Origin of the sequence: Sulfurimonas autotrophica DSM 16294 (assembly GCF_000147355.1) — a bacterium.
GTDB lineage: Bacteria > Campylobacterota > Campylobacteria > Campylobacterales > Sulfurimonadaceae > Sulfurimonas > Sulfurimonas autotrophica.
In genome coordinates this window covers 853841-867703 of the sequence record NC_014506.1, presented here as the reverse complement: position 1 = coordinate 867703, position 13863 = coordinate 853841, and the positions used below count along the sequence as shown (strand labels likewise).

The 13863-nt window shown below is 36.1% G+C and carries 14 protein-coding genes; 5 read left to right on the top strand and 9 right to left on the bottom strand.

Going from position 1 to position 13863, the window contains the following annotated elements:
* Positions 1-47: 47 nt before the first annotated feature.
* A complete protein-coding gene (locus SAUT_RS04545) occupies positions 48-941 on the top strand; it encodes a cation diffusion facilitator family transporter (protein ID WP_013326694.1) in 894 nt (297 codons plus the stop codon).
* A gap of 6 nt (positions 942-947) precedes the next feature.
* Here the strand turns inward: SAUT_RS04545 and SAUT_RS04540 are convergent, their stop codons facing one another.
* The 9 genes from SAUT_RS04540 to SAUT_RS04500 form a co-directional block, all read right to left on the bottom strand.
* Complete coding sequence (locus SAUT_RS04540) at positions 948-2945, bottom strand: diguanylate cyclase domain-containing protein (RefSeq protein WP_083778301.1); 1998 nt, start codon at positions 2943-2945, stop codon at positions 948-950.
* Between the two features lie 35 nt (positions 2946-2980).
* Positions 2981-4003, bottom strand: coding sequence for a tRNA pseudouridine(13) synthase TruD (locus SAUT_RS04535; protein WP_013326692.1), 1023 nt, complete (start codon positions 4001-4003; stop codon positions 2981-2983).
* An 8-nt stretch (positions 4004-4011) separates the two neighbouring features.
* Positions 4012-4833, bottom strand: coding sequence for a bifunctional riboflavin kinase/FAD synthetase (locus SAUT_RS04530; protein WP_013326691.1), 822 nt, complete (start codon positions 4831-4833; stop codon positions 4012-4014).
* A 90-nt stretch (positions 4834-4923) separates the two neighbouring features.
* On the bottom strand, positions 4924-5631 hold the full coding sequence (gene tlyA / locus SAUT_RS04525) for a 23S rRNA (cytidine-2'-O)-methyltransferase TlyA (protein WP_013326690.1): 708 nt from the start codon (positions 5629-5631) through the stop codon (positions 4924-4926).
* Positions 5628-7580, bottom strand: coding sequence for an NAD-dependent DNA ligase LigA (ligA, locus tag SAUT_RS04520; protein ID WP_013326689.1), 1953 nt, complete (start codon positions 7578-7580; stop codon positions 5628-5630). The genes tlyA and ligA overlap by 4 nt, the downstream gene beginning before the upstream one ends.
* A 33-nt stretch (positions 7581-7613) precedes the next feature.
* The gene (locus tag SAUT_RS04515; RefSeq protein WP_083778300.1) at positions 7614-8879 is read right to left on the bottom strand and encodes an MATE family efflux transporter; all 1266 of its coding nucleotides are present in this window, start codon (positions 8877-8879) and stop codon (positions 7614-7616) included.
* A 47-nt stretch (positions 8880-8926) separates the two neighbouring features.
* Positions 8927-9199, bottom strand: a complete 273-nt coding sequence (locus tag SAUT_RS04510) for a hypothetical protein (RefSeq protein WP_013326687.1) — start codon at positions 9197-9199, stop codon at positions 8927-8929.
* Complete coding sequence (locus SAUT_RS04505; RefSeq protein WP_013326686.1) at positions 9196-9447, bottom strand: hypothetical protein; 252 nt, start codon at positions 9445-9447, stop codon at positions 9196-9198. Before SAUT_RS04505 ends, SAUT_RS04510 begins: the two co-directional genes overlap by 4 nt.
* Positions 9444-10649 carry an MFS transporter gene (locus SAUT_RS04500; protein ID WP_013326685.1) on the bottom strand — a complete coding sequence of 402 codons (1206 nt, stop codon included), beginning with the start codon at positions 10647-10649 and terminating at the stop codon, positions 9444-9446. Before SAUT_RS04500 ends, SAUT_RS04505 begins: the two co-directional genes overlap by 4 nt.
* Before the next feature lie 120 nt (positions 10650-10769).
* Here SAUT_RS04500 and SAUT_RS04495 point away from each other — a divergent pair, with 120 nt between their 5' ends.
* From SAUT_RS04495 to rplI, 4 genes are all read left to right on the top strand, one after another.
* Positions 10770-11171 carry a flagellar protein FlaG gene (locus SAUT_RS04495; RefSeq protein ID WP_013326684.1) on the top strand — a complete coding sequence of 134 codons (402 nt, stop codon included), beginning with the start codon at positions 10770-10772 and terminating at the stop codon, positions 11169-11171.
* 164 nt (positions 11172-11335) lie between these two features.
* Positions 11336-12562 carry an argininosuccinate synthase gene (locus SAUT_RS04490; RefSeq protein WP_013326683.1) on the top strand — a complete coding sequence of 409 codons (1227 nt, stop codon included), beginning with the start codon at positions 11336-11338 and terminating at the stop codon, positions 12560-12562.
* 9 nt (positions 12563-12571) lie between these two features.
* On the top strand, positions 12572-13309 hold the full coding sequence (locus SAUT_RS04485) for a ferredoxin-thioredoxin reductase catalytic domain-containing protein (protein ID WP_013326682.1): 738 nt from the start codon (positions 12572-12574) through the stop codon (positions 13307-13309).
* 21 nt (positions 13310-13330) lie between these two features.
* The gene (rplI, locus tag SAUT_RS04480; protein ID WP_013326681.1) at positions 13331-13777 is read left to right on the top strand and encodes a 50S ribosomal protein L9; all 447 of its coding nucleotides are present in this window, start codon (positions 13331-13333) and stop codon (positions 13775-13777) included.
* Positions 13778-13863: the final 86 nt, after the last annotated feature.

The following is a 13863-nucleotide window of genomic DNA, read 5'->3' as shown; positions in this document are numbered from 1 at the left end:
TTTTTATATATAAATTTGAATATAATTGTATCTAAAAAAGGTTTTTTATGCGATTAGAGAAAAAAGCAACTGTTGCCTCAAGCAGTGTAGCAGCTCTCCTTGTTTTACTGAAGTTAACAGTGGGTATTTTAAGCGGCTCTATCGCTGTTTTGGCATCAGCTATTGACTCTTTGCTTGACTTAACTGTTTCTATGTTTAATTACTTTGCTCTTCATAACGCAGAAAAACACCCTGATGAGCAGTTTCATTTCGGTCGTAGTAAACTAGAACCGCTTGCAGCTGTAATTGAGGGAACGATTATCTCGTTTTCGGCACTCTTTATTCTCTATGAAGCTATATCAAAAATTATGCATCCTGCGCCTATGGAATATATGGGTGCAAGTATTTATGTTATGGTTGCTTCTTTTATAATTACCGGTTTTTTAGTTGTATTTCTTAATTATGTCGCAAAAAAGACAAAAAATATGGTCATTCGTGCCGATGCTCTTCACTATAAAACAGATATTTTTTCAAACGGTGCAGTTCTTTTCGCACTTGTTGCTATTGAGTATACGGGAGAACAATTAATTGACCCGATTTTAGGTATTGCTATTGCATTTTATATGATTTATTCTGCTGTTCCTATCATAAAAGAGGGTGTGTTAATGCTTCTTGATGTTGCACTTGCAAAAGAAGATGTACAAAAAATAGAAGCTATTTTGAAAAGTGAACCGGAAATTACCGCTTATCATTATCTGCAAACACGAGAATCCGGTTCACACATCTTTATCTCCTATCATTTAGTCTTTAATATCAGTATCTCTTTATATGATGCTCACCTAATCGCCGATAAAATAGAAGCAAAAATCAAAGCTCTTTTTGATGATAAAAAAGTCCATATTTTAACACATATGGACCCTTATGATGATTCGGAAATAAATGAAGAAGAGGAAGAGTGGTAAAATAACTTATAACTGAAGGTCATGAATAATATCTCTTTGATGATTTGCAATATAGTGTGACAACATATCTTGATTCTCATTGTTTAAATGACATAATAAAACCAGTTTATATCCACCTAGTATTTTTTCAATTCTTGTTACTGTACAATTTGAACTAAATTGTTTAAAAACATCTCTTAGAGGTAACTGCATCTCCAAATATACTTGCGAATTAATATCCAAGCTTCTTTTTCTGCCTATTTTTACTGCAATATATTGTATATTCATATTTAATACCTCAACATCATCTTCTCTCTCTCCAGCTGCAAGATATGCTTTGATATTTTTATCTGCTTCAATTCTATATAGTTTTCTTCTTAATGGGGAATGTTTATCAAATCTAAATCTATCAATCCAAACAGTTTGATTATCTATATCTATGCTTTGTATAGAAGCCTTAACAGTATCAAACAATGTTAATTTAAAATAAATTATCATATCATTTTGAACTGCTTTTATCTGCTTCAATGATAATTTTACATTAATACGCTCATCTGATACCGATAAAATTTTTGCATTTGAAACCAAAGGTAATTCCTTATAAAAAACAGTTATTTCTATAGAATTTAACTTCGATAATTTATCCGTAAACTGACTTTGTAACGGCAATTTATTATATTCAATAATATCTTGAAAGTCATGAAGAACAAAACTATCTTCTATTGTATTTGCCTGATCGATTAATGCATAAGCTCTCACCATAAGTTTGCTGATACTTTCCGTTGCATCAACTTCTGTTATTGCTAAAGTCTTTTTTTCAGCTCTTTGTTCCATTTTATTAAATAACTTAACACACCAATCATAAGCTGTTTGTTCATTTTCATACTGTATTAATATACCGAATCTGCTCCCTTCTAATCTTGCAAGATATATATGACTGTCAACTAAATATCTTAAATCCTCTGCAACTTCACAGATAACCATATCTCCTCTGTTTCTGCCCTTGTTTTCATTTATTTCTCGTAACTCTGGAATATCAGCAATGGCCAAAAAGAGTTTTATGTCATTTCTTTGAGCTCTTTGAATTATTTTTCCAAGCAATTTTTCAAAAGTTGCATAATTTCTAAAACCTGTTAATTCATCATGGGTAAGCATATCTTTTAATATTTTTTCATCCAGTATATATTTTGAAATATTATTCAGAGTGATTATATACTGGGTCGTTTGATGCATCTGCATCGTTGTTATATTCCCACTGAATACAAACCCTTTTTTTAGTTTTTGATTATATATTTTTGTCTTAAAAGTTTTATTGCTTTGATGTACTTTTTCTATCCACTGTTGTATATTCTTTTGATACTCATCTTCATAAACATCCACGCCTTCTAAAAAATAAAATACGTTTGTGTGCTTTTGATATAATTCCTTCAAATTGTCAACATTGAGCATCTCTAAAAATGTTTTATTTGCAAGTATGATGCGCCCATCTTCTACAATAATTATTTTTGTATTTATTGCATTTATAATCTGCGAAGTTTGCTGCCACCTTTTATTTTTCATCTTTGCATGTTCTAAATTTTCTTGCATTTTATCATAGAGGTCTGTAAAACTTTCAAGAACTCCGGATAGGTTGGCATCAAACACCATTGCCATTTCATCCATTAGCAATGCTGGATTTGCTATATCTTTTCTTAGCAAAAATGCTACTAGGCTTTTGCGTAATCCCATACAGATATCAAAAACTTCTCTAGGTGTAATACCTTTTTGCATCAAAAAATGCACCAATTTACTCATAAAAGGACATGCACCCAAAGGTTTTTCACCCTCTACGACAGCTAAAAAATATTCAATAATTGGAATACCATAAGAGTCTCTAAACTTTTTTGCAGATATTTTTCTTCTCTCAAAAATTGCTTCTACAGTATCGACTTTAATCCCGCGAGTTGCTATTAGAACAATATTCTTTTCTATTTCTTTTGAGAATTTCAGCAGATTTGAAACATCTTGATTTGTAATTAGCATCATGTCATCCTGAGTTAAATTCTACAAATTATAACATTTTATTTAGTAGTTTTTGAAGTTAATCTTTTAGCTCTAAAATTGTTATTTGCTATCGCTTCTAGAAAAACTGTCGCATACGAGCCTTTTGGAAGCATAAAGCTGATATTCAAGATATCAAAATTATTTTTATAGTCAAGTTTTATATCAGTTGGGAAGATGACAGCTTCACGACGCAATCCTTTGTCATATAAAAAAGCATCATCATATTTTGCCTCTATCTCACCCGCTTTAGCACGCGCTCGATAAACATCACGTCCACATAAAAGTCCTGTTGGTACGACCTTATGAGCTTCAAAATCTTTTTGCACAATATTTTTAGGTGTAAAGAGTTTACCATCTTGCGTGAGATAAATATCCCCCTCTAAAAGTAAAAATTTTCCTTCATTTTTATTGCGTGAGAGTACAACACGTTCATGCAGCCACTCGTTAAAGTAATAAGATTGATAGATAGAGATAAGAAATTTTTTCAGTTTTGCATCATTTATGTGTAACTCACCGGCTATCATCTCACGTGCCTGCTCTATAGAGTCCTCATCACGTCCAAAACGCTGATAACCAAAATAATTCGGTAGTCCGTTTTTCGCAATCTTGGCAGCTCTTTTTTCAATCTGCCCTGCTTCTATGGGGCTTACTCCAAAAAGGTTAATACTAAAATGGTTCCCCGCCAAATCACCCATTCTGATGGAGTGTGTGTGCCTTGTGCTATTTAGTATTTTAATCTGTGGATGCTTGAACCTTTTAAGCTGTTTTTCATATTTGGCTTCAACCGAAATATACTGCGTCGTAGTAGCATGTTTGTCTTTAAGTCCTGCATAGCCGATTTTTTCAGCCGAAATGTTTAAAAATTCGGCGAAAGCCGCTATCATATCCCAGGTTGTGAGTTCCACCTTCTTTACATGTAAAATGGCAAAATTACCGTTTCCTTTAAATGCAAGAGGAATTTCATCCACTATAAAGTCTTCTTTGTTTTGTTCAAATTGAAAGTGTATGGTGTTTTTGTTTTCTAAATATTCTCTGTTCAAGTTTTTCCTTAGAGTTGTAAGAACTTCAGTTCTTTGCCAGCTTTTGCTATATCTTTTTTAATTGCCTCTTTGAGCTCTTGTATCGAGTCAAACTTTTCATTGTTTCTTATAAAATCGACAAAGCTTATTTCAGCCTTGTCTTTACATGTAAGCTCTCCGTCAAGTATATGCGACTCCACTGCAAAAGTGCCGTCCGTACTTACACGATGTCCTATAAAACTTACAGAAGGATGATAATGTTCTTCATCATCTATTCGTGTGAGTGTTGCATAAACACCCTCTTTTGGCAATAAAAAGTCCTTTACATCTAGATTGATTGTGGCAAAGAGTTCTTTTGAGCCAAGCCCCTGCCCGTCAATTCTTTTGCCTACGACCATATAATTATGTCCGAGAAATTCATTGGCGCCTTTTATATCACCAATTTGAAGTTTGGCACGTATTTTATGCGAATGTACCGAGTCATTATTATGTTTTACTTCTTCTACCACCACAACTTCTCCTTTAAATATGTTTTTTAAATCATCATAAGAGTATTTTCTGTCTTTACCGAAATGAAAATCATACCCAACAACGATTTTTTTTAATTTTGGAAACTTAACTTTTAAGAGGTTGACAAAGCCTTTTGCGTCCAAATGACGTATATCATCAAGCTTCAAGTAAACAATACGATGAGTTGTATAACGCTCTCTAAACCTGTCAGGTGTAAGATTTGCATAGCCTGTTTCAATAACTACAATAGTACCCTTGTCATCAAGCTTGTCAAAAAGTGCCTGATGACCAATATGCATACCATCAAATCCGCCTATGGAAATTGTCGTCGTTTTGTTCATTCACACCTCTTAATTATAAATCATTCTTTGTTGAATTATAGTATATATTAACTTATTTAACTTCTATAATTTTTTCTCAATTAAAAGAAATCACTTTTTAAAATAGTAGCAGTACTCCAAGTTACCTTCTTTTCCTGTGAGTTTTGAAGGAGACTTTTGCAATAACTGCCAGTTTTTCAGTCTGCAGGCATCTTCAAACTTTGTCATGGCATTAGCTATGGCTTTTTTGTCTGTAACAACACCGTTTTTATCTCGTTTTGCCTCACGCCCTACTTCAAACTGCGGTTTAAAAAGTAGAATAATGTCTTCACTGCCAAGTCTGTCGACATCGTCTAAAATATAAAGCAGTGAAATGAAAGCCACATCACTTACTATCAAATCAAATTGCTTGTCAGGTTCAAATTTGCGAATATCACAGTTTTCATATACATGTACCCGTTCATCTTTACGTAAAGAGTGATGTAACTGCTCTCTTCCGACATCCACGCAGCTTACCTTCCCTGCACCTCGCTCAAGTAAAACCTGAGTAAATCCGCCGGTAGAAGAACCGATATCCAATGCTGTTTTACCCTTTACATGTAAACCTGTTTCATTTAAAAATTCATCAAGTTTAAAGGCCGCACGCGAGACATAAGACCTATGTTCCAAAACACGCACCTCATCACTCTGCTGCACTTGAAAAGCAGGCTTCTTAACAAGCATATTATTAACATAAACAAGCCCTTCTTTAACAATAGTCTGAGCTTTATTCCTGCTCTCTACAAAATCGTTTTCTACCAAATAGTTATCTAATCTCACTGTAATAACTCTTTAAGTTCATCTTCTGTAAGTGTTTTCACACCTAAACTAATGGCTTTGTCATACTTGCTTCCGGCATCTTCACCGTAAATGACATAGTCTGTTTTTTTACTCACACTGCCGCTTACTTTTGCGCCTAAGTCTTCGAGTTTTTCTTTTATAACCGGTCGCGGTTCGCTCATTGTTCCTGTGAGTACAATTCTTTTGCCTTTAAAAGGATTATCTTGTGCTTCTTCTCGTTTTTTTGGCTCTACGGGACGGAGTATCTCTTGAAGTTTGACTACTGTCTCTTCGTTGACCCGCATAAATTCTAAATAAGACTCCGCCATCTCATCGCCTATACCTTCTATAGTAAGAAGCTGTTCTTTATTCTGATGAATATACTCCAGACCAAAAGCCTCAGCTATCCTTTTTGATGCCACTTCTCCGATATGCTCAATCCCCAGTGCATTGATAAAACGCCAAAGTTCACACCCTTTTGCATTCTCTATGGAACGAAGTAGATTTTGTGCTTTTTTCTCTTTAAAGCCTTCAAGTTCAAGCAGTTTTTCTTGAGTTAGTGAAAATAAATCAAGTACACTTCTTACAAGTCCTGCATTAAAAAGCTGTTCAACTATTTTATTGCCCAGTCCATCAATATTTAGACACTGTTTTGAAGCAAAATAGATAATGGAATTTACAACACGCGCTTCACATTTAAGGTTTTGACATTTTATAAGCACCTCTTCTTGCAGCAGTTCACTCCCGCAAACAGGGCAATGCGTAGGACGCTCAATTTTCACTTCACTGCCGTCTCTCTCCTGCGTAAGCACTTTTACGATTTTAGGAATGACATCCCCGCTTCGCAAAATTATCACTTGATCACCTATGCGGATATCCATACGCTCTATCTCATCGAAGTTATGCAGCGTTGCCCTCTCCACCACGGCACCTTCTATCTCTGTCGGTTCAACCACGGCAACAGGTGTCACTACCCCTGTACGCCCCACCTGTAATATGATATTTTTGAGGCGAGTAATCTTTTCAACTGCAGGAAACTTGTAAGCCACTGCCCAGCGCGGAACCTTTACAGTATAGCCCATATCTATTTGCGCGGCTATTTCATTCACTTTTACCACCATACCGTCAAGCATCATAGAGTAACTCTCACGTTCTTCTTTCATCCTCTCATAAATGGCTTCTATTTCATCATACCCTTTTGTAATGGCACGAAGCGGCGGTTTACGAAATCCAAGTTCATAAATATAAGACATTTTATCATTCAAGAGTTTATGAGGCAGCGTATTGACACCTACACCGTAAGGAAGAAAAACAAGATTGCGGGCAGCGGTAATACTCGGGTCAAGCTGACGAAGACTCCCCGCAGCCGCATTACGCGGATTTGCAAAAGGCGGTTCTCCTTTTTTTAATCGTTCTTTGTTTATTTTGTCAAATTCATCTTTAAAAATCACAACCTCACCGCGAATCTCTATAAGCTCTTTATGCTCAATGCTTAAAGGAACAGTGTGTATGGTTTTGACATTTTGTGTAATACGCTCACCGACTGTTCCATCTCCTCGAGTAATTCCTTTCTGCAATTCACCATTTTCATATACAAGATTGAGCGAAGCACCATCATACTTTGGTTCACAATAAAATGTGACATGAGAATCAAGCCTATATACTTTCTCCAGCCATTTTTTCAGCCCATCAGCATCAAAAATGTCTTCTAAAGACCACATACGCGAAAGATGCGGCTCTTTTGCAAAACCCTCACTGACAACATCACCCACTCTTTGTGTCGGAGAATTTTTTAATATATCTTCAGGATGTGCCTCTTCATACTGCTCAACTTCTTTATAAAGCTTATCATAAACCTCATCCGTCATTATAGGATCATCCAAAACATAATAGTGATATGCCCAAAGATTCAATTTTTCTACTGCTTGTTTATACTCTTGTTTATTCATACTGTGATTTTATCTTAAACTTGCTAAAAAAACTTAGACTTTGGTATAGAGCCACTCTTTTTTCGAATATAAATAAGAGTAAATAATCCCTTTTATCAAGGTTTCTATATTCATAATGGCAAATATAACTGCAAGACCAAAGCCCATTTTATAAGCTATATAAGAGGGAATAACACGAAAAAGCCATAAAGAAGTTACATTGACTTTAAGTGTTGTTTTTGTAGCCCCTGCGCCTCGAAGTGCCGCAGAGTAAACAAACATAATTGCAAGTGGAATCTGAGCAAGCCCGACTAAAATCAAATACTGTGACGCAACGGCAATCGTAAGCGTATCTTTGGTAAAAAAGCTGACGAGAAACTCAGGAAAAAGTATCATAACAAGACCAACACTCCCCATAAAAATATAAGCAATTCGTCCCGAAATAATGCCCATATTGTATGCCTGTTCAAAGTTTTTCGATCCTATATTCTGCCCGACCAAAGCCATAGCGGCAATGGCAAAACCAAAACCGGGCATAAAAGCAATACCCTCAACCCGAAGCCCGACCTGATACCCTGCAAGTTCTGCCGTTCCGTATGCTGTTATAATGGAGACAAAAACCAGAAAGCTCATACTTGATATACCACGGTCAAGTGCTGCACTCCAGCCGACTTTCAGCACTCTTTTCACATCTTTTATCCGTATTATCGGTACAAAATCAAGACTAGAATTCATCTTTTTTATCAATATATAGTAAGCAATGACATTAAATATATAAGAGATAACCGTTGCAATAGCCGCACCCTCAATGCCCATCGCTTCAAAGCCGAAATGACCGAATATCAATACATAGTTCATAAAAGCATTCATGCCTGCTGAGGAAAGCTTTATATAAAAAGAGCTCTTTGTATCTCCCGCAGCACTCAGGGCATTATAAAGCAGGTTATCCAAAAATATCACGACAATGCCGAGGGAAAGGATTTTAAAATAAATACTTCCCTGCTCTACAACAGCCGGTGTTGCACCCATCCAGCTGTAAAAATGTTCACTCCCGAAATAACCGCCGATGGTTACAAAAAAAGCTAGAATGACGGCAAGAATTACAAGAGAAAAGAGCAGTGCAGAGGCTCTGTTTTTTCTCCCCTGCCCTATAAAACGCGAAATGAGCGCATTTCCACCAATGACATAAAGTGTCATCAAAACATTGACTATCATCATAAACTGCATACTCATACCTACAGCTGCAAGTGCTGCAACACTTACCGTTCCGACCATCAGCATATCTATAAGGACTTGAAGAATATCTACAAGATGTTTCAGTGCCGCAGGAAAAGCCAGTGAGAGTACTTTTTTAGTATCTTGTGAAATTATTTTTGAAAAAATTGTGCTACCTCTTGCATCGTCTCTATAAGTGCCTCTTTTGTATCAAATTCTAAGACTTTTTTATCTCTGACATTTTCTCCCGGCAATGTATAATCAAACACAAGTACATAATGCATCAATTTAACTTTATCGCCATACAGATCAAACCATTCCAGACTCATTTCGGCAATTTCACCCTGCATGTCTATCACAACTGCACCGTAAAGCCGGGTTAACTTCTCCAGACTAATATCACCTTCTTTTGATTTATATATCATTCAGTTTCCTCTTTGTTCAAACTTTTCTCCATTGCACCATTTTTCATCTTTATGAATGCTAAAAATCCAAATATCGTGCCTGTAATAATAAACCCCGCACCAAGCATATCCTCTTTTTGCACTGCCATCACTATCCAACAGATATCCGCAAATATATAGACAATAACTGCCTGATATATCTTTCCTTTATATGTAAGGTATGCACCGATATTTAAAAGTATGCCGCCTATAATTGCAAAACTTATCATGAAATCTCTTTAATTTTTTGACTTTTTAGTACGTATTTATAGTAAATTGCTCCTATAAAAAAACCACTGCCCATTATAGCTGTAATTGCCTCTAAAGAAAATGAATGTGTCGCCAAAAATCCAATCATATAGGATGTAAAGGCAGCGGATGATAAAAAGAGCATATCATTATAGGCAACAATACGCCCATAATATTTTTTTTCTATATTTTTTTGCAACAGCGTATAACTGTAAGACCATAAAGTCGTCGTAAAAAATCCCACAATGACACTTGCTGCAAGTGACAAATAAAAATTGTGCATCACAAATGCCCATAGCCAGACGGCCAATCCCTGCGCTATGAATATATACATTAGTCTTTTATTGTTTATCCATTTGCCAATATATATGGGACCGATTACAAGTCCGACTGCCCGTGCGGAGTGCAAAAGACCAAGAGCCAAAGATGTAGCTATTACAGATGCATAATATCTCTCTACCATTAATGCTACAAGAGCATCAAAAGCCGTTAACCCGACAAAAGAGTGTACCAGCATCAAATGCAGTGCTTTAGGATTCTTTTTTACATAGACAAAAGTCTCTTTCATCATTGCAAAAATATTTTCTTCCACATGAAGCATCTCAATTTGTATCTGCGTTTTATAAAGCAACACAAAAGCTATAACAAACATAAAACCGTCAAGTAAAAAAGCGGTTTTAATGCCAAACCAATAAACGACAAAACCGCTTACAGCCATTCCCAATGTATATGAAAGCGACCAAATAATAGAATGCAGTTCATTCGAGCGCTGTAATTTACTGCCATGCAAAATTTTCGGCAAAAGTGACATTTCCGTCGTAAAATAAAACGAAGCTGCCGCCATTTTAAAAAAAATCAGCAGGTATAAAAGCCATAAATCTGAAATCTGTGTGACAAATATCAAAGAAATCGTAGCAATAATTTCCACAACTATAAGTGAAAGCATCAATTTTTTCGGGTTCATTCTGTCGATTATAGGACCAGAGAGCGGTGCCTGAATAACACCTGCCAAAAAATTCAGCATTGCTACAAAACCAATAACCCAAGCCGATACATGTAACTCAATAAGCAACGTATAAATAGCAACGTTGGAAAACCATGCGCCAAAATAGGAAATCAGCTGTATGGCAGAGAGTTTTCTGAGTACTTTTTCTTCTTTTAAAAGTGTTATATATTCTTTCATCAATGCAAGATTATCATAAAATTTTTAGGATAAACAAAAAAAAATCAAATATTTTCTAAAGTTATTAAACTAATGGTCGATTTTGTCACTAATAATTATACTTTTCAAGAGGAGTAAGTCATGGATGGCATTGCAAACGTTGCAAGACAGCAACAATCACAGGTAGGTTCTGCAGAAGTTCAAGGAAGAGCACAAGAACAGTCTCAACAGGTACAACAAAGTACGCAAACAAGAACAAAACAGTCTGATGTAGTCAAAGAAATACAGGAATCTGCAGTAGACAATACAAAAAGAATGGATTCGAAAGAAAGTGTAGAAGATTTGGTAAAACAACTCAATGATGCACTTGCACCGCTTAACACAAATATAAAATTCGGTGTGGATAGAAATGACATCTTTTATGTTGCGGCAATAGATGTAAAAACAGATAAAATGATTAGAAGATTTCCAGCTGAACAAGCACAAGATTTTCTTCCAAAGATGCAAGAAGTAAGTGGAATATTATTCGATTCAAAAGGATAATTTTCCTTGCTTGCAGACATTAATCTCTCTGCGGCACTTCTTTACATGTAACCCTTTCCTTTACTAATCTTTATCTAAAACCTCAAATACAAATATCATAAGAAACTTCTCACTTATTTTTCGCTATAATCGCGGTAATTATTTTATTATCAAAGGTTTTTTACATGAAAAAAAGTGTTAAAAAAGTTGTTTTAGCATACTCTGGCGGACTCGACACAAGTGTTATACTAAAATGGCTGCAGGATGAATACAAATGCGAAGTTGTTACATTTACGGCAGATTTAGGACAAGGCGAAGAGCTTGAACCCGCACGCACAAAAGCACTTGAACTTGGCATTAAACCTGAAAATATTTTTATTGATGATTTACGTGAAGAATTTGTAAAAGATTTTGTTTTCCCAATGTTTAGAGCCAATGCAATTTATGAAGGTGAATATCTTCTTGGTACTTCTATTGCCCGTCCTCTTATAGCAAAACGTCAAGCAGAGATCGCAAAAATTACCGGTGCCGACGGTGTTGCCCATGGTGCCACAGGAAAAGGAAATGACCAGGTTCGTTTTGAAATGGGCTACCTTGGACAGGATTCAACACTTACTATCATTGCACCTTGGCGTGAATGGGATTTAAACTCTCGTGAAAAACTTTTGGCTTATGCAGCCGAGCATGGGATTCAAATTGAGAAAAAAGGAAAAAAATCTCCTTATTCTATGGATGCGAACCTGCTTCACATCTCTTATGAAGGCGGAATTTTAGAAGATCCTGCAGCAGAGCCTGAAGAGTCTATGTGGCTTTGGACTGCTTCTCCTGAAAAAGCACCTGATGCTGCTGAGTATATTGAACTTACTTACAAAAACGGTGACCCGATTGCACTTAACGGCGAAGAGTTAAGCCCGGCGACAATGCTTAAAACACTAAATGAAATAGGCGGCAAACATGGTATTGGTCGTGTTGATATCGTTGAAAACCGTTTTGTCGGCATGAAAGCCCGTGGATGTTATGAAACTCCGGGCGGAACTATCATGCTAAAAGCGCACCGCGCAATGGAATCAATCACACTTGACCGTGAAGCGGCACATTTAAAAGATGAGATGATGCCTCGCTATGCAAAACTTATATATAATGGTTTTTGGTTTGCACCTGAGCGTGAAATGTTACAAGCAGCAATTGATCAAACACAAAAGTGGGTTGAAGGAACTGTAAGATTAAAACTTTATAAAGGCAATGTTACAGTTGTCGGAAGAAGCTCTGATGTATCACTTTTTAACCCGGAATACTCAACTTTTGAAGAAGATGAAGTCTATAATCAAAAAGATGCGGAAGGTTTTATTAAACTCAATGCATTACGTTTTATCATTGAAGGTAAAGCAAGAAATAAATTCAAAAACAAGTAGGAAGTAAAGATGAGTATGATTAAAATTGATATGAATTCGCCGGAGTTTCAGGCTGAACTAGAAAAAACAATCAAATTTACCGATAAAGTAAATGCGCAGTTTGGCTGGGTGTACAACCCTCAAGAAGATGTAAACGAAGGTGTGCAGATGGGTCTTGCGCGTAACAAAATGATGTACAAAAAACGTTTTTGCCCTTGTTTTATGGTTGACACTACAGGTGAAAAGCCAAAATCTGTTGATGACAGAGTCTGCCCATGTAAGCCTGCCATAGAAAAAGAGATACCACAAGACGGTGTCTGTCACTGTGGAATTTTCTGTACTCCAGAATATGCTGAGAAAAAGCGCGTTGAACTAGGAATGGAAGAGGTTTCCCATACACATTCAAGAGGGCTTACAAAAGAAGAGTGTGAACTGCTTGTAAACAAAAATGAGTTAGATGGTGATGAACTTGTTTCACTTCTTGAAGCACGTGAACTCGGGATGGTTAATTTTAAACTTGTGGATGTTCGTGAGTACATGGAGTGGCAAATGGGGCACATTAAAGGTGCGGACAAATTGGTACCTACAAGTTCATTTTTCCAGACATGGGAAGAAGCAAAAATCGGCAAAGATGAAAATATCATACTTTACTGCCATGTAGGAAGCCGTTCTGCACATGTTGCGAGAATTTTAACAGATAACGGTTACACAAAAATTGGCAACCTTACAAATGGTATTGTTTCTTACTCTGGTGAAATTGAAAGATAATATAAAAATTAGGAATAATATATGAAAGTATTGTTAGTAAAAGATGTTAAAAGTTTAGGTAAAGCCGGCGACGTCAAAGAAGTAAAAGATGGTTACGGAAAAAACTTTTTAATAGGTAAAGGCTTTGCAAAACATGCAACACCTGAAATTTTAGCTGAGCATAAAGCTGAACAAGAAAGACTCAAAGCAGCCGAAGCAGCCGAAATTGCAAGTCTCAAAGAAATAGCACAAAAACTCGATAAAATTGAAGTTGTTATCACGAAAAAAGTAGGAAACAACGGTCATCTTTTTGGTGCTATTACAAAAGAAGAAGTTGCCAATGTCCTCAAAGAGCAGCATGGTATTGAAATAGACAAAAAAGCAATTACAGATAAAATGGCTGTAAAAACAGTCGGTGAACACGATTTGGATTTAAAACTTGGTCATGGTATTCATGCCAAATTACATGTAGACGTGCAGGGAGAATAAGAATATGTATTATTTCTCACCGCTAGGTGTAGCTTCAGCGAGAGGAATTTTTCAAAGAATTCACTTCTTTGTAAAAGGAGACAAAT